Origin of the sequence: Alcanivorax sp., from assembly GCF_040118815.1 — a bacterium.
Taxonomy (GTDB): Bacteria; Pseudomonadota; Gammaproteobacteria; order Pseudomonadales; family Alcanivoracaceae; genus Alcanivorax.
In genome coordinates, this window is record NZ_JBEDTC010000019.1 from 187855 (window position 1) to 203960 (window position 16106).

Here is a 16106-nt window from a genome sequence, read left to right on the forward strand (position 1 = left end):
ACGGCAATAGCTTTGGACATCATTCCCCCGGACAACAGGCAATCGTCAGCCCCATGCCGAGCATCGAGCCTCTATTTTCACCATAGCAGTGACATCCAGCTTCTCGTATACCCCAAGTTAGGTATTCAGGCCTGAAGACGGCACTGGAGAAAAATTTCATAATGTTCCCATACAAGGGCATAACCACTATGCAACTTCATATGCGCTGGGCATAGCCAGCCTAAGGATAAGAAACGCCCGCATTACACGGGCGCTTGGCAAGGAGAGTGAAAATCAAATAGCGACTTGATCAGGTCAGCCCGTTTATCTTCCGGCTACCAACCCTGCAGATTATCTTCTATAAGCTGCGTCAGGGCGTCCAGATGGGCAGGCTCGGCATTCAAGGCCGAAATGTAGGCAAAGGACTCACCGCCCGCTTCCTCGAAATACTCACGATTCTCTTCGTCGATTTCTTCCACCGTCTCTAGGCAGTCAGACGAAAAGCCGGGGCAGAACACCTGTATGGATTTCACCCCTTGCCCGGGGAGCGACTTCATCGTTTCATCGGTATAAGGCTGTAACCACTCTTCCGCCCCAAAACGAGACTGGAACGTGGTCATCCATTGGTCATCCGCCAACCCCAAGGCCTTGGCAAGCAACTGTGAGGTCTGATGACACTCATGAAAATACGGGTCACCCTTGAGCAGGAAGCGTTTCGGCACCCCGTGGAAACTCAGCACCAGCTTGTCTGCCGTGCCATGCTTGTCCCGGTAGGCGCGAATATGATCTGCCATAGCTTGAATATACGGTGGGTAATCCGGGTAATGGCTGATAAAGCGCAGGTCCGGCAACAGACGGCGTTTCAGGAAGTCTCGGGCCACCGCATCAAACGTGGAGCCATTGGTGGACCCGGAGTATTGCGGATACAGCGGCAACACCACCAACTTACGGATACCCTCATCCTCAAACGCCTGCAACTGACTAGCGATGGAAGGATTGCCGTAGCGCATGCCCACTCGCACCACTACCTTCTCGCCATACGTCTGGCGCAGCCGCTCCTGGATACCCTCCCCCTGGGCTAAACTGTAGACCAAAAGCGGAGAGCCTTCTTCGGTCCACACCCCTTTGTACGCCTCGGCAGATTTGCGCGGACGAACAACCAGAATCACCAGATTGAGGATAAAGAACCAAATAAGGCGGGGGATTTCCACCACCCGCGGGTCGGACAGGAATTCCCGCAGATACCGGCGTACGGCGCCGGTTTCAGGTGCATCCGGTGTGCCCAGGTTGGTGATAAGCACCCCAACTTTATCGGCGTTGAGGTGATCCAGATTATCCTGTCCCTTGTAGGCCATCCTGATTCTCGCTCAGCAATACAATCGATACCGCTAGTGTAGCGATGCCACGTCAAGGCGCCATGATGCCCTGCCTATAGCAGCGATTATTATTCCGGCAACTCACCGATATGCTTCTCCAGTTCCGTGCGCAAATGCGCCGGGACCGGTGACGAGGCCTGTTTGTCTTGCTCGAAATGCACCTGCACCGCTTTGCCCCGCGCCACCAGTTTGCCGTTCTGCCAAGCCTGGTGAACCACCACAAAAGAACTGTTGCCGATACGTTCAACGCCGGTGCGCAACACCACATCGCTGCCGTAATAAATCTGGCCGACGAAATCCACTTCGATGCGGGCCAGGATGAGAGGTAGAGACGCTGCGTCCGCGCCTTCCTTATAAAACACCTCAAACAGCGGCGTGCGGGCAGTTTCAAACCAACCTGTCACCACAGTATTGTTCACATGGCCAAAGGCATCGGTTTCATAAAAACGGGGCGTTACGGTTAGCTCAAACATGGCAGAGGTCCGGTCGTTAAAGCGGGGCTGTCATGATACTCATGGTGCCGCACAAGTCGAATACTACGGACTCGCCGCCCTCTTTGTGCCCCTATTGCACAGCCACGAACCCGCTCAATTCTGCAGATGGTCCAGATCCGCGCGCAGCTTTTCGACGGTTTCTTCGCGGGTATATTGCTCCACCTGCAACTGCTCCACCCGTGCCATCAGGTCCTGCATATCCTCACTGACCCGCTCCATGGGCTCCCCCATGCCGCTGGACTGGCCGGCACTGTCTTCCAGCGCCTTTAGCTCTTCATCCTTGTCGGCCAGCTGCATGCGCCCACGGCGCAACCGGTCGGAAGTCTCGGTAAGGGCGCGCTGTTCGTCCAGCAACTGGCGGCGCAATCGCTCCAGCATGGCCTGATACGACTCGCTCCCCACGGTGATCTGCTGCCAGTCCGCAAACCGGTCACGCAATAGCGACGCCGGCAACCCCGGAGGCAAATCCGTGATTGGCAGACTGATATGGGTTCGGGTGGTGGCCTCCCCCAACGCCCCCTCTACCCGGGCCACCGCAGGCAAGGTTACCTGCTCACCGGCCCGAGGCCCCGGCGTTACCACCAATTCACGGGCATCCGCGTCGGCATAGCGGACCAGCTGCAGGTCCTCCTGGAGCGCCAGCGCCACCTTGAGCTGATACGTCGTTGCCGGACTGCCTTTGTCCGCGCGCTTTTGCGGTGCCTGCATCTCCAGTGACTCAACCTGCCAAACCCCCAGGTTATTGTCCTGCAGGGTCCGCTGGACCTGCTGCTCCAGATACTCATGATTGGCATTATTACTGCAGCCCGCACCCATCAGGGCCAACAGCCCCACCGCTACCCCTGTCAGGGTCGTTTTTATTGTCATGATCCCCTCGCTATCCTGCCATTGATCTCTAATACGCGCCTTTTTGCCCCATTTTTCAACCCCGAGCGGACCGCCGGGCGGGACTGCCATTTGCCCGGCAAGCCGGTACAATGCCGCCTCTTTCTTCCCGCCGCCTGCCGATAGCACTGCGCAGTCGGCGATGGCGCGCCCCGGCCGCCCTCTCGTTACAGGACAGTCTTTTGATTTCTACCGCGAACCTCACCATGCAGTTCGGCGCCAAGCCGCTCTTTGAAAACGTCTCCGCCAAATTCGGCAACGGCAACCGTTACGGCCTGATCGGCGCCAACGGGTGCGGCAAGTCCACCTTCATGAAAATCCTCGGTGGCGAGCTGCAACCCAGCAATGGCCAAGTGATGCTTGATCCCAACGACCGCCTTGGCAAGCTGAGCCAGGATCAGTTTGCCTTTGAGGAATACACGGTATTGGACACCGTGATCATGGGGCATGCCGAGCTGGCCAAGGTGAAAGCCGAGCGTGACCGCATCTATAGCCTGCCGGAAATGAGCGAAGAAGATGGCATGCGCGTGGCGGATCTGGAAATGCAGTTCGCGGAAATGGATGGCTACACTGCCGAGGCTCGCGCCGGCGACTTACTGCTAGGGCTGGGCATTCCCGAAGAACAGCACGGCGGCCCGATGACCGCCGTGGCTCCCGGTTGGAAGCTGCGAGTCTTGCTGGCCCAGGCGCTGTTCTCCGACCCGGACGTGCTGCTGCTGGATGAGCCTACTAACCACTTGGATATTCACACTATCCGTTGGCTGGAAGATATTCTGGTGGCCCGCTCCAGCACCATGATCATCATTTCCCACGACCGCCACTTCCTGAACAGCGTGTGTACTCACATCGCGGATTTGGACTACGGTGAGTTGCGCCTGTTCCCGGGCAACTATGACGAGTACATGACCGCAGCCACCGCCGCCCGTGACCGCCTGTATGCGGACAACGCCAAGAAGAAAAAGGAAATCGCGGACCTGCAAAGCTTCGTCAGCCGCTTCTCGGCCAACGCGTCCAAAGCCAAGCAGGCCACCAGCCGGGCCAAACAGATCGACAAGATCCAGCTGGAAGAAGTGAAGCCCTCCAGCCGGATCAGCCCCTATATCCGCTTCGAGCAAACCAAAAAACTGCACCGCCAGGCGGTGACGTTAAAAGAGCTGGGCAAACATTACGACGACCTGACCCTGTTCAAGGACCTGAACCTGCAAGTGGAAGCCGGCGAGCGGGTGGCCATCATCGGCCCCAACGGCATCGGCAAAACCACCCTGCTGCGCTGCCTGGCCGGTGATCTCACCGCAGATAACGGCACGGTAAAATGGGCCGAGGCCGCCGAACTCGGCTACTTCGCCCAGGATCACAGCCACGACTTTGCACAAGACATGATCCTGTTCGACTGGATGGCTCAGTGGACCAGCGATGGAGAGCAGGCCGTCCGTGCGGCGCTCGGCCGCATGTTGTTTTCCAATGACGAAGTGCTGAAATCTGTGAAGGTGATTTCCGGGGGCGAACAGGGCCGCATGCTGTTCGGCAAACTGACCCTGACCCAGCCCAATGTGCTGCTGCTGGATGAGCCCACCAACCACCTGGACATGGAATCCATTGAAGCGCTGAACCTGGCGCTGGAGAATTATCCAGGTACGCTGTTCTTTGTCAGCCACGACCGGGAATTCGTCAGCTCGCTGGCCACCCGCATTCTGGAAATCACCCCGGATGGCGTGCGCGACTTCAGCGGCAACTACGATGATTACCTGAAAAGCATCGAGGTTTAACGCCTGACGCCTGAAGCCGAAAAGAAAATCGTAGGGCGGAAATGCCGGCAAGGCATCTCCGCCGTTTTGTGAGGCAACCGCACCTGTAGGAAGCCGCTTGCAGCCGAACAGGGTGCAGGCCAATCACCGAGGTTCGCTGGCAAGCAAGCGCCTACAGTGACCTCAACGCCTCGCCAGTCCAGAACCCGGAGAACCCAATGACCGACTTAGACCAAAGCGTTCGCACCGAAATGGAAGCGGCCGCTTTTCGGCATTTGCTGGCCCACCTAGACGCCAACAAGGACGTGCAGAATATCGACCTAATGATCCTGGCGGATTTCTGCCGTAACTGCCTGGCCAAATGGTTGATGGAAGCGGCCACCGAGCAAGGCGTGGACCTGGATTATGACGCCGCGCGGGAATACGTGTACGGCATGCCATTTGCTGAATGGAAAGCGCTCTACCAACAACCCGCCAGCGAAGCACAGCTGGCGGCGTTTGAAGCCAGACAGGCCCGCAAGGGCTAGCGTTTAACGCACAAAGCCCGACGCTGGCCGCCTAAACGGATCCCGGCACCGGACACTGGGGCATTATCCACTCCCATGGCGGGCCACAAAAAAGGCGGCCATCTGGCCGCCTGAAAACACAAGATTTTCTGCGTTTTATTGTTTTTTTACTCGTTAAAAACACTCTGCACTTCATAGATTGCCGTGGTGCCGCTCACTTCATGGCCCACCACTAACAGTGCCTTGCCGTTGGCGGAATCCGCAGCCGGGATAAAGACCAGCCCTTCCGGGCCCAGATCCCCATACCCCTCCAGATTCCCCGCATCCGGGTCCACATCCCAGGTTTCACGGCTGTTCAGATAATCCTGATACACCGGGGCCGCCGGGTCGGTAATGTCATATACCAGCACGCCCCCCATGCGCTCCAGGCCCAGGAACAGGAAATGCTTGTCGCCGATCTGGCCGATGGTCAGTCCTTCCGGCTCCGGGCCTTTGGCATCACTGCGGCTGTCCATGGCATCGCCTTCATCGTGACCGGTGTTGAAGTAGTCGGCACAGTCGATGGAGCGGTCGGTAGCCAGCTTGCAGTCGTCACTGGCCAGGAACTGCTCAATGGCATCCGCACTGTCGAACACCAGCTCACCATCTTCATCACGGATAGAGAAGGAACGACCGCCATAGCTATATAGCGTGTCATACATAATGCGATCACCGGCGGCGGCATCCTCTTGGCCGGCGTCGTTATACATCGTCGGTGAACCATCGGCGTTGGTTTTGTACCCCAGCGTCCAGGTGATATTCAGCCGGCCCAGGACGTCATCGTCTCGGCAATCACCGGAGTCTCCCGCTTCAGCACCACAGTAATCAAATACCGCCGGGTCCAGCAAAGCACCATCGGCCAACGCGCTCAGCTGAGGGGGCAAATCATCGCCACAGCGGCGCGCAAACCCACTGTTATGCACCAGATGTTTAACACGGAATTCTTCGACAAACCCCTCGCTGGCATCCGGCATACACGCTACTGGCGGCACCGCATCGTCGTCCGCTTCTTCGCCCCAGTAGGCATCGTTATCTTCACCCCAGGCGCGGGCATCGCCTTCATTGGCAGTCACCAGATAGGTAGAACCATTCACGGTATAAGCATGAATGGCATCCGGCAGGTAAAGCCCCACCACACCCGCAAAGGTCTTGATATTGATAACTTCATCGTCATCGCTGGCATCGATGCCGTTGCCAGCGATGCTGCGATCCGTCTCACCGAGGGTAACAATGTCAGTCACTGACGCGGTGGCGATATCAATGATTGCCAGCGCATTGTTCTCTTGCAGCGTAACCCACGCTGTATTGCCATCCGCGGATACCGCAATGTATTCCGGCTCCAGATCCTGAGACGCCGAGGCGTCCGGGCCATAAATGCGAACACCCTGGCTACGCAGGGTCTCTTCTTCACCGTTATAGGCAGTGAAATCCGCGGTGCTGACCACCGGGTTGGCCGGGTCACTGAAATCCACAATGCTGATGGAACCGTCCGGGTCCGTCTGGTAATCGTCGCTGGGCTCGCCCTCATTGGCGGTGAGCACGCGGGTACCGTCCGGGGTAAACGCCACCATGTCCGGCTGGGCGCCCACTTCCTGGCTACCCAACAAGGTCAGGTCACTGGCCTTATACAGGGCAACAAAACCGTTGTCCGTTTTCGGATCGGCTTCAATGGCCACGGCCACCAGACCATGGCTGGCGGCTACGCTGTTCACTTCTGCACCGGGGGCAATGCCTGCAGCGCTAATTGCATCAATTTTGACCGGGTTCTCCGGATCGCTCAGATCCAGCACATCCAGCTCGCCCTGCTCGGCATTCACCACGAACAGGCGCTGGCTACCGGCATCGTAGGCAGGAATTTCTGCAGCAGAGGTATCAAAACTGCCAGTGGAGTAACGGCTGACATAGGACAGCGCGACACTGTCCGGTGTGCGTACAGCGTCATCGACTGCAGTGTCAGATTCATTGCTGTCGCCACCACAAGCGGTCAGTGCCGCTGCCAGCACCACGCTGGCCCCCAGGTACAAAGACTTCATTGAACTACCCCTATTGATTATTTTCCCCAAACGAATTGCTTTCAGGGTTTTACAGGCCGCTCATGAAAACGAGGAGACAGACAGGTGACGAAATTGTGTCTGTGCTTTTTAGCTGGCATAAAAAAACGCGGCACCTGCCAGGCAGGGCCGCGTTCACCGGATGAAACCAGGCTGATTCACATCAGGCGGTTTCGTAATCGCTCTCCTCGAAGTCGGCCATCTGTGCCGCGTACTGGGTGGCGAACCCCGGGTACATAGTGGCGTTGAAACCGTCTTCGGTGAGATACCAACTCTTGCAACCTGAGTTCCAGTTGGTTTTAGCCAGGCGTTTCTGCAGGGCCTTGTTGTGCCTGCGCTGCACGCCTTCTTTCACGTCCAGTATTTTGAGGTCGCCCTGAAGAATTTTCTGCACACCTTTCACGGCGTAATCCAACTGGGACTCCATATACACCAACGCAGAGTTATGCCCGGGTCCGGAGTTCGGACCAAAAGTCAGGTACAGGTTCGGAAAGCCGGACACATTGATGCTCTTGTAAGCCTGCGCACCGCCCTGCCATTCATTTCCCAGCACCCGACCCTTGCGACCGTTCACCGGGAAGGGTGTACCGGAATGACTGACGTCAAAACCGGTAGCAAAAACGATGCAATCGGCCTGATGTTCAATCCCCTCCACCGTGCGAATACCTTTTTCACTGAGGCGCGCGATCGGCCAGGTGATCAGTTTCGCGTTATCTTTCTGCAACGCCGGGTAGTAATCGTTGGACACCAGCACACGCTTACAACCGATGGTGAAGTTGGGCGTCAGCTGTCGACGCAACCAGCGGTCTTTCACTTGGCGACGTAAATGTAACCGCGCAACGCGCTCGGCAATGCGAGTCAACGGCGAGTTCCAGATGACGGCCAGCGCCATACTCTCGTGGGTCCAGTAAAGCAGATTACGCATGGCCTGCTGGCTGGCTGGCAGTTTCTCGAACAAGACCTTGTTCCATGCAGGCGTCGCAAAATCCGGGCGCGGCATCACCCAGCCAGGCGTACGTTGAAACACTTTGACATGGCCAGCTTTTTTAACCAGTTCCGGAATAATCTGGATACCGCTGGCACCGGTGCCAATAACGGCCACTTTCTTGCCGGTGAAATCATAATCGTGGTCCCAGCGGGCACTGTGTATCTTGTGGCCCTTGAAATCATCGATACCGGTAATCGCCGGGAAGCTGCAATTGGACAACGGCCCCTGAGCCATGACAGCGGCGCGGCCAGCAAACTGTTCACCCTTGTCGGTGGTGGCGGTCCACATGCCTTTCTTTTCATCAAACGTCAGGTCTTCCACGTTCTTCTCGAAACGAATATGGGATTCCAGTTGGAACTCAGCCACCAAGTGATGGATATAACCGAGGATTTCTTCGCTGCCCGAGAAGCTTCGCGACCAGTTCGGATTGGGCGCAAAAGAGTACGAATACAGGTTGGAAGGAATATCGCAGGCCGCCCCCGGATACTGATTATCACGCCAGGTGCCGCCCACCGCATTGGCGCGCTCCAGAATTACGAAATCCTCAATGCCCGCCTGCTTGAGACGAATGGCCATCCCCAGGCCGGCAAACCCCGCCCCCACAATCAACACGGATGCCGGTTTTACCGCGGGTTTTTTCTTTGCGGCAGGACGTTTCGCCGTGGCAGCGCGCTTACGGGTCGCCGCCTTGCGCGGGGCCTTTTTCGGGGAGGCCTTTTCCGGAGTAGCAGAAGACGTAGTCATAACAGAATCTCTTCAACAAGCAGGGTAGCCTCGCCATGGGCACAAGCCACATGGCGGGCCGTTATCGGCAATATCAGGCGGTAGGTTCGTAGGTCAGCTCTTTGACCCAGGAAGGCACTGCGGGGAGCGCCCGGCGCGGAATCAGGCCAGTCAGTTTGACCATGCCATCCACTGGCACGTGATAAGCACGGTTTTTGCGGTTAACCACAAGCTTGGCGTGCTGGCGAATCACCTGGTACCAGGGATTGCGGCGACCATCTTCCGTGCGCCCACCAATTTTTTCGAACTTGGCCATGGCCGCATACAAGCGTTCTTCCGACAGCCCCATGGTAATAATGTTGTCACGCATCTTGTTGAGTAGCGGCACGTAGGAGGCGATGCCCAGCATCAGCCGCGGGTCCAGCAGCGGTGCCAACATTTTGGTAGCGCCGATAAAGGTTTTTCCCCGGCCTTGCATCTCCATGACGCTGAAACCCACACCCAGATGGCGCGATTCATCGTCATTGATCTTTTCAAAGGCCTGATGGCAGACCGGATCCTTCACCGTCTCCAGCAGGAAGGTACACAGCGCGCCGTCCAGGGCGATTTCCAGCATCGGCACCACCGTGCCTAACACATACACCGGCATTTCATCGCTGTAGCGATCCAGCCACTCAATCACCAACCGCAGGTTGATGTTAGGCTCGGGAATTTCATCGCCTTCCAGCATGCCCCAACGCTTCATCAACGCCATTTCGGCATTGGCGTGGCGCTGCTCTTCCGCATGGAAGTAGGTATAGATTTGACGCAATGTTTCGGTGGGGGCTTTCTTGGCCATGGCCGCAAACGCCCGCGCGCCTACATGCTCAATCCACATCAGGTCGGCCATGAAATCTTTCAGCTTTGGCCACTGTTCTTCAGTAATCAGTTCCGCGCCAGGTGCATCCCAGTCGATATCTGACAGGGCCCACTGGGTGGATTTGATTTTTGCCAGCATTTTGTCCAGATCGATAGACGCCATGATGCTCTCCTGTTATCGCGGTACATTATTGTCTGCCGGTGAAAAGGGAGGCCTGGTGACGGGGCCTCACCTTCTTGAAGCTTATGCCCTGCCTGCACCCTGTATCGCCACGCAAGGCTTTACTGTTACATTGCCCGGTGTAACAATAAATCGAATGCTTGTTCGGATTCAATTCGGAAATCATCATGGCTCGTAAACCCAAGCAACAACGCTCAAAAGCCACCGTCGACGCCATTGTCGAGGCCGCCCTGATCGCCATTGCCCGGCAGGGGCCTGCTGCCACCACAGCCCGGCAAATTGCCGACATCGCCGGCATCGGCGTGGGCTCAATGTATGAATATTTCGAAGATAAAGACGCCGTCTTTGAGGCCGCTGGCGCACGGTTTGTGGACGATACTGTGGCGATGATCAAACCACTGATCCCAACACTGGTGCAGCTAAACATCCGCGATGCGGTAGCCAAGCTCCTCTTCACCTTTCGGGATTTCCTGGAGGAAAACGATCAGCTGTATCTGCACTGCGCCCGCCACGCCTTCAGCCTGGACATGGTGATCTACCAGCAGCCCATCAACCGGGCACTGATGGACCTGTTCACCCAGTATCTGATGCACCACCCGGACATGCTGCGCCTGCCCAATATCCCCGCACTGGCCTACTTCTATATCAACGGCGGGGTTTTTACCGTGGTTCGTCACCTTTCCGAGAAAGAGCCGACACAAGGGTTCGATGAGCTGGTCACCGTGTTTGGCGACATTCTGGCCAGTTACGCGGAACACAAGCTCGGCCTCACTGAAGCCTAACCCGTTTCAAGTACGCGCTACCGACGTCCAACCGGGGCACCACGCTTCATGCATACACAGCCATAGCGACGGTAAGAGACACTAAAACACGACGCTGGCCGCCAAAATAACAACAGGAGCCAACATGCAAACGCCCAACCCAGGTACGCCAACACCCGGCGAATCGCGCATCCCCAACTTGGCGGACTGGCGCTTTAACCGCTACCTGACCATGCAGCTGATGCCGCTGTTCTACCTGCTGCTGATTGTCGGGGCACTAGTGGTCGTGGTGAGCGTCGTCGGCCTGTGCTTCTGGTTCTCCACCCTGGCCGGCATCATCGCGGCGGTGATTGCACCACTGGCGCTTTTAGTGATCGTGGCGGTCATTCGGGCCGCGCTGGAATACCTGATCATGGCCCACCGGATCATGCGTATCATCGAGCGCATGGACGCCCTGCCCGGTCAGGTCGCAGACCTGTCCGTGCGAGTGGACGGCATCACCGACCATGTGGATGGATTAACTGGCCATGTGAATGACATCCACGAAACGCTGATGCATGTCCGGCCCTTCCTTCGCTCCGCCGGCCTGCCTGGCCGGTTGCTCAATGCGTTCCGGGGGCACCCGGAAAAATAAGTCCGGATCCGCGCCAATATTGTCGTTTCCCGGTGCTGACATCCCCCGGAGCATCCCTCACTATTGTCAGCCTGAAAGCGCCCCGCCTTTTCCCGGTCGCGCTCACCGTAAAAATGAGGAGTACCCATGGCTCTACCCGCCTTCCTGCAGAACAGCCTGCAGCTACCCGTTGTGGCGTCCCCCATGTTCATTGTTTCCAACCCGGACCTGGTGATTGCCCAGTGCAAAGCCGGCATTGTCGGATCGTTCCCGGCCCTGAATGCCCGCCCGGCTGAAGAGCTGGATGTGTGGCTCAAGCGCATCACCGAAGAGCTGGATGCCCACAATCAAGCCAACCCGGACAGCCCCGCCGCCCCGTTCGCGGTGAACCAGATCGTGCACAAATCCAACAACCGCCTGGAACACGATTTGGAAATGTGCGTGAAGTACAAGGTGCCCATCGTGATCACCTCCCTGGGCGCACGGGTGGACGTGAACGAAGCCATTCACAGTTATGGCGGCCTGGTGTTCCACGACATCATCAACAACTTCTTTGCCAAGAAAGCCATCGAGAAAGGCGCCGATGGCCTGATCGCCGTGGCCTCCGGCGCAGGTGGTCATGCTGGCACGTTATCGCCACTGGCTCTGGTGCAGGAAATTCGTGAGTGGTTCGACGGCCCCTTGTTGCTGTCCGGCTCTATTGCCACCGGCGATTCCATCCTCGCCGCCCAGGCCATGGGCGCGGATCTGGGCTACATCGGCTCCGCCTTTATCGCCACCGATGAAGCCAATGCCGACGAGCGCTACAAGCAATCCATCGTAGACAGCAGCGCCAACGACATTATTTATTCCAACCTGTTCACCGGGGTGCACGGTAACTACCTGCGCAGCTCCATCGAAGCCGCCGGGCTGGACCCGGAAGACTTGCCTGAAAGCGACCCGTCGAAAATGGATTTCGGTGATGGCAGCTCCAAAGCCTGGAAAGACATCTGGGGCAGCGGCCAAGGCATCGGTGCGGTGAAGAAAGTCGGCCCGGCAGCCGATCTGATCGCGCGCCTGAAGAAAGAATACTCAGCCGCACGCCAGCGCATGGACGCGCTGCCCTGGAAGTGAGTTAAAAGTTGAAAAGCGCGGGCAGCGCCGGGTGACTAACCGTCTCTGGCTCTGCCCGCGCAAGTAGACTGATGAATAAAAAAGGCCGCACCCTCTACTGGATGCGGCCTTTTTTTGTGGCGGGCGCGAGGCATCACCCGGACCGGGCAGTACTCACGTAATCGCGTTATTCCCTTTCAACTTTCAACTCAGGCATCAGGCTCCCAGCAGAGACGCCACCAACCCTTTCTTCTTGCCTTGCTGGTAGTTATCGAACTCCAGAATGCCGTCATCGATCGCGCCGTAGCGTAGCTTGGGCATATCCACAATGTAGTTCTGCACGACCATCCAAGGCTGTTTGGACCCCTGGCGAGGCAAACGATCATTCGCGCGCTGAATGTACCCGGACTGCAAGCCAAGGAAGTTTTCGTCGGTGATACAGTTATCCTTGTCGCGGGGAATCACCGTCTGAGCGCCGGTCTTTTCCATATGGTTTAGCAAACGGCACACATATTCACATACCAGGTCCGCTTTCAGGGTCCAGGATGAATTGGTATAACCAAACACCAGCGCCATGTTGGGCACATCGCGCAACATCATACCTTTATAGACCAACGACTCACGTGGCTCCACCGGCTTGCCATCGATGGTTCCTTCCACGCCACCCAGCATCTGAACATTCAGCCCCGTGGCGGTGATAATGATGTCCGCCTCCAGCTCCTTGCCCGACTTGAGCAGAATGCCGGTGTCGGTGAAACGCTCAATATGGTCAGTGACAATATCGGCTTCGCCGCGACGCAAGGTCTTGAACAAATCACCGTTAGGTACCGCGCACAGGCGCTCGTCCCAGGGGTTATAACTGGGGCGGAAATGGGTCATGTCCACATCATCACCCAGCTGGCGTTTGGCCGCTGCCAACAAAGCGCGACGCACTAGCTTGGGCCGTTGTTTTGACAGCTTGTATACCAGCCGCTGAAGGCCGATATTGCGCGCACGGGCCAACCGATAAACCATCATTTCCGGCATGAAACGGCGCATACCGACAGAAATCGGATCCACTTCCGGCACCGTGGCAATATAGGTCGGTGAACGCTGCAGCATAGTGACTTGGGCGCCCTCTTTGGCCATGGCCGGCACCAGCGTTACGGCGGTGGCGCCGGAGCCGATCACCACCACTTTCTTGCCTTTGTAGTCCAGGTTTTCCGGCCAATGTTGCGGATGGATCACCTGGCCCTTGAAGTCCTTCTCACCGGGGAAGTCCGGCTTATAGCCTTCGTCATAGTTGTAGTAGCCGCTGCAGGAGAACAGGAAGTTGGCGGTAAAGGTTTCCTGTTCGCCGGTTTTCTCATTGGTAGTTTCCACCGCCCAATGATTGTCAGCACTGGACCAGTTCGCCTTAACCACCTTACGGCCAAAACGGATATGTTTTTTGACGCCGTATTCTTCCGCGGTGTCTTCCACGTACTGACGAATCGAGTTGCCGTCCGCCAGCACCTTGGGCTCGGTCCAGGGGCGGAAGCTGTATCCCAGGGTAAACATGTCGGAGTCAGAACGAATGCCAGGATACTTGAACAGATCCCAGGTCCCGCCAATACGCTCACGGCGCTCGAGAATCGCGTAGGTGCGATTCGGCGCCTTGCGGGTTAAATGACAAGCGGCACCAATACCGGAAAGGCCGGCACCAATAATCAGTACATCAACGTGTTTATTGGACATATTCTTTACCTCCAGCCTCTCAGGCTGCCTGATCCTCGCAGTGCCAACTTTGACATTACTCAATGGCACGATTCAATGGATGACAGAATAGCCGTACTGCAGGGTATGAGAAAAGGCCAAAATGGGCCGTTAATTGGCTGTGGAGCCCGGAAAAAGTGCCGCTACAGACGCAGAAAGGGCGCAACCTGCAGAAACATTGACGTCGATCGCAGACCGGGGGCAGGCAACGCAGGCCGTCAGTAACGCCCGGCGTTCTGTTCCAGACAATCCTGCTTGAAAGCCTGAATCATGTAACTCTGGGTCCGACGCTGAGTGGCATACTCCGGGTAGGCCCACAGCCGCCGGTCATTCTCTACCCGGCGCGGCTGGTAACTGATGCCTTTACTGCGCAATAACTTGTCGGTGAGCGCATCACGTTGATCACTGCCCAGATTCGAGGCCAGCTGACGCACACAGGACTCGTAACCGGCGATCAAGGCGAACTGCTCGGCAGAATAGTTGAAATCATCGGCGCGCACCGTTGCCACCAGGCTCAGCAGCAACACTCCCCCCAACCAACAGGTCACGCCGTTACGACCTTGTTGCCTCACCATGTTCTCCGGTTCATTTATATGCATATCGCCGTTACTCATTGATTTTCATAGAAATCTGGCACGTCAGAACCAATGTCAAAGTGCCATTATTTTTTTGTGACCTTTAACACACTGGTTACATAAGCGGATGTGCATACTGCCAGCCTGGCCTCGGGGGAGGCCTCGCGAGCGCCGGTGAATCGGCACCCACCAATGACAATAACGAAACGGGTACTGGCATGCTGAATCTTGAAAACCTGTGGCTCACCGCCACCGAGCATCCTTGGCTATGGATACCCCTCTCTTGTGCAGCATTGATCAGCCTGGTGCTGTGGAGCGGCCGCATCCGGCAGCCCAGCGCCATTAACCTGCTGGCCATTGGCCTGGTGCTGCCCGCCATCAACGTGAGCTTGGTCGCCACCAGCGCCCTGATGGTCTCCAATCAACTGTCTCTGGATGTGGTGACCCTGCTGCCGTTTTGAGTGCAAGGTGAAAGGAAAGCACGGGCAAGGCATACATCCTATGGCACACCGCCAATCCCGTGCGCTATCACTTTCAGCGTGTAGCGTTCAGCTCAGCCCCTGCAAAAACGCCAACTGATCCGCCACACTGACTTTCAGTGCCTCACCCTGATACACATCGAAATGCCCCACCGGGTAACGCTTTACCGTCGGCTGAGACATAGCCGCAGCGGCCTTTTCCGCCGCCTGGGCGGGAGCCACGGTATCGGTTTCACAAATCAGGATCAGCGCCGGGCAGGTCACCTTACTGGCCTGAGCCACAGGGCGAAACAACGGCAACACCAGAGCGATTCGCCCGGCCACTTCATTGGGCACATGATCGGGCATTAGCGCGGTATAACCGTCATAGGCATCATCACTGGACATGGCCGCCAGCTCACCGGGACGTCCTGCCGAGGGCAACATTTTCGGCCCCAGCCCCAGCGCACTGCTGCCCACATCCCACAGACCCACGCCGGTCATTTTCAGGGCCTGACCGATGCCAGCGTAACGAATCACTTCCAGCACCGACGCCATGCCGTCCATCATCGGGCACTGGGCAATAATCCCGGCAACCGATTCACGGGCAGCCACCGCCGTGACCAGGCCACCGCCAAAGGAGGTGCCCCACAGCACGATGCGCTGGTTATCCACTTCTTCGAGCTTGCGCACACAGGCCAAAGCCGCCTGCCAGTCGGCCACTTCCCGGTTGGGCAGTAACACCTGGCGAGGCATACCTTCGCTTTCACCGAAATGCCGGTAATCGAACATAAACACGGCATAACCGGCCTGCACAAAGGCGTCCCGAAAAGGCGCCAGCCCACATTCCTTGGTGAGACCAAAACCATGGCCCATGACCACCGTCAGGAAAGGACCGTCCCCTTCCGGCAAATACAGGTCTCCCCGGCAAGACTGCCCGGCACTGACAAAACGTAATTCGCGCATGGTGCTCATGAAAACTCCTTGGTTGTATGCCGTACGGCCAACTTGTTTACAGCCACCGCAGGAGCGTCTCTCGCGGCCCGAT

Annotated in this window: 15 protein-coding genes; 6 read left to right on the plus strand and 9 right to left on the minus strand. The window is 57.3% G+C overall.

The window, feature by feature from the left end; genetic code table 11:
- Positions 1-314: 314 nt before the first annotated feature.
- The 3 genes from hemH to ABNH18_RS14750 all read right to left on the minus strand — a co-directional run bounded on the left by hemH (position 315) and on the right by ABNH18_RS14750 (position 2716).
- Positions 315-1334 (minus strand): ferrochelatase, encoded by a 1020-nt coding sequence (hemH, locus tag ABNH18_RS14740; RefSeq protein ID WP_349383564.1) that lies wholly within the window; start codon positions 1332-1334, stop codon positions 315-317.
- Between the two features lie 89 nt (positions 1335-1423).
- Positions 1424-1828, minus strand: coding sequence for an acyl-CoA thioesterase (locus ABNH18_RS14745; RefSeq protein ID WP_349383565.1), 405 nt, complete (start codon positions 1826-1828; stop codon positions 1424-1426).
- A gap of 114 nt (positions 1829-1942) precedes the next feature.
- Positions 1943-2716, minus strand: coding sequence for a hypothetical protein (locus ABNH18_RS14750; RefSeq protein WP_349383566.1), 774 nt, complete (start codon positions 2714-2716; stop codon positions 1943-1945).
- Positions 2717-2916: 200 nt separating this feature from the next.
- On the opposite strand from ABNH18_RS14750, the gene ABNH18_RS14755 reads away from it, so the two are divergent.
- Positions 2917-4500 carry an ABC-F family ATPase gene (locus ABNH18_RS14755; RefSeq protein WP_349383567.1) on the plus strand — a complete coding sequence of 528 codons (1584 nt, stop codon included), beginning with the start codon at positions 2917-2919 and terminating at the stop codon, positions 4498-4500.
- Between the two features lie 197 nt (positions 4501-4697).
- On the plus strand, positions 4698-5006 hold the full coding sequence (locus ABNH18_RS14760) for a DUF1244 domain-containing protein (RefSeq protein ID WP_349383568.1): 309 nt from the start codon (positions 4698-4700) through the stop codon (positions 5004-5006).
- A 146-nt stretch (positions 5007-5152) separates the two neighbouring features.
- Here ABNH18_RS14760 and ABNH18_RS14765 read toward each other — a convergent pair whose 3' ends face one another.
- From ABNH18_RS14765 to ABNH18_RS14775, 3 genes are all read right to left on the minus strand, one after another.
- Positions 5153-7057, minus strand: a complete 1905-nt coding sequence (locus ABNH18_RS14765) for a choice-of-anchor I family protein (RefSeq protein ID WP_349383569.1) — start codon at positions 7055-7057, stop codon at positions 5153-5155.
- A 181-nt stretch (positions 7058-7238) separates the two neighbouring features.
- Positions 7239-8807 (minus strand): flavin-containing monooxygenase, encoded by a 1569-nt coding sequence (locus ABNH18_RS14770; RefSeq protein WP_349383570.1) that lies wholly within the window; start codon positions 8805-8807, stop codon positions 7239-7241.
- Positions 8808-8880: 73 nt separating this feature from the next.
- Positions 8881-9807 (minus strand): ferritin-like domain-containing protein, encoded by a 927-nt coding sequence (locus tag ABNH18_RS14775; RefSeq protein WP_349383571.1) that lies wholly within the window; start codon positions 9805-9807, stop codon positions 8881-8883.
- Between the two features lie 185 nt (positions 9808-9992).
- Here ABNH18_RS14775 and ABNH18_RS14780 point away from each other — a divergent pair, with 185 nt between their 5' ends.
- The 3 genes from ABNH18_RS14780 to ABNH18_RS14790 all read left to right on the plus strand — a co-directional run bounded on the left by ABNH18_RS14780 (position 9993) and on the right by ABNH18_RS14790 (position 12312).
- Positions 9993-10607: a TetR/AcrR family transcriptional regulator gene (locus ABNH18_RS14780; protein WP_349383572.1), complete on the plus strand. Its 615-nt coding sequence runs from the start codon at positions 9993-9995 to the stop codon at positions 10605-10607.
- Between the two features lie 124 nt (positions 10608-10731).
- Positions 10732-11220, plus strand: coding sequence for a DUF4282 domain-containing protein (locus ABNH18_RS14785; protein ID WP_349383573.1), 489 nt, complete (start codon positions 10732-10734; stop codon positions 11218-11220).
- 126 nt (positions 11221-11346) lie between these two features.
- A complete protein-coding gene (locus ABNH18_RS14790; protein WP_349383574.1) occupies positions 11347-12312 on the plus strand; it encodes an NAD(P)H-dependent flavin oxidoreductase in 966 nt (321 codons plus the stop codon).
- Positions 12313-12507: 195 nt separating this feature from the next.
- Here the strand turns inward: ABNH18_RS14790 and ABNH18_RS14795 are convergent, their stop codons facing one another.
- Complete coding sequence (locus ABNH18_RS14795; RefSeq protein WP_349383575.1) at positions 12508-14007, minus strand: flavin-containing monooxygenase; 1500 nt, start codon at positions 14005-14007, stop codon at positions 12508-12510.
- Positions 14008-14243: 236 nt separating this feature from the next.
- Positions 14244-14624: a hypothetical protein gene (locus ABNH18_RS14800; protein ID WP_349383576.1), complete on the minus strand. Its 381-nt coding sequence runs from the start codon at positions 14622-14624 to the stop codon at positions 14244-14246.
- Positions 14625-14818: 194 nt separating this feature from the next.
- Between ABNH18_RS14800 and ABNH18_RS14805 the strand changes: the two genes are divergently transcribed.
- Complete coding sequence (locus tag ABNH18_RS14805) at positions 14819-15061, plus strand: hypothetical protein (RefSeq protein WP_349383577.1); 243 nt, start codon at positions 14819-14821, stop codon at positions 15059-15061.
- A gap of 87 nt (positions 15062-15148) precedes the next feature.
- Here ABNH18_RS14805 and ABNH18_RS14810 read toward each other — a convergent pair whose 3' ends face one another.
- Complete coding sequence (locus tag ABNH18_RS14810) at positions 15149-16033, minus strand: alpha/beta hydrolase (RefSeq protein ID WP_349383578.1); 885 nt, start codon at positions 16031-16033, stop codon at positions 15149-15151.
- Positions 16034-16106 lie beyond the last annotated feature (73 nt).

Bases quoted from the DNA above. Each gene is read 5' to 3' on its own strand.
- ABNH18_RS14800 (WP_349383576.1), bottom strand. From the start codon at position 14,624: ATGCATATAAATGAACCGGAGAACATGGTGAGGCAACAAGGTCGTAAC.
- ABNH18_RS14785 (WP_349383573.1), top strand. From the start codon at position 10,732: ATGCAAACGCCCAACCCAGGTACGCCAACACCCGGCGAATCGCGCATC.
- hemH (WP_349383564.1), bottom strand. From the start codon at position 1,334: ATGGCCTACAAGGGACAGGATAATCTGGATCACCTCAACGCCGATAAA.
- ABNH18_RS14760 (WP_349383568.1), top strand. From the start codon at position 4,698: ATGACCGACTTAGACCAAAGCGTTCGCACCGAAATGGAAGCGGCCGCT.
- ABNH18_RS14750 (WP_349383566.1), bottom strand. From the start codon at position 2,716: ATGACAATAAAAACGACCCTGACAGGGGTAGCGGTGGGGCTGTTGGCC.
- ABNH18_RS14770 (WP_349383570.1), bottom strand. From the start codon at position 8,807: ATGACTACGTCTTCTGCTACTCCGGAAAAGGCCTCCCCGAAAAAGGCC.
- ABNH18_RS14795 (WP_349383575.1), bottom strand. From the start codon at position 14,007: ATGTCCAATAAACACGTTGATGTACTGATTATTGGTGCCGGCCTTTCC.
- ABNH18_RS14745 (WP_349383565.1), bottom strand. From the start codon at position 1,828: ATGTTTGAGCTAACCGTAACGCCCCGTTTTTATGAAACCGATGCCTTT.
- ABNH18_RS14780 (WP_349383572.1), top strand. From the start codon at position 9,993: ATGGCTCGTAAACCCAAGCAACAACGCTCAAAAGCCACCGTCGACGCC.
- ABNH18_RS14765 (WP_349383569.1), bottom strand. From the start codon at position 7,057: ATGAAGTCTTTGTACCTGGGGGCCAGCGTGGTGCTGGCAGCGGCACTG.
- ABNH18_RS14775 (WP_349383571.1), bottom strand. From the start codon at position 9,807: ATGGCGTCTATCGATCTGGACAAAATGCTGGCAAAAATCAAATCCACC.
- ABNH18_RS14805 (WP_349383577.1), top strand. From the start codon at position 14,819: ATGCTGAATCTTGAAAACCTGTGGCTCACCGCCACCGAGCATCCTTGG.
- ABNH18_RS14810 (WP_349383578.1), bottom strand. From the start codon at position 16,033: ATGAGCACCATGCGCGAATTACGTTTTGTCAGTGCCGGGCAGTCTTGC.
- ABNH18_RS14790 (WP_349383574.1), top strand. From the start codon at position 11,347: ATGGCTCTACCCGCCTTCCTGCAGAACAGCCTGCAGCTACCCGTTGTG.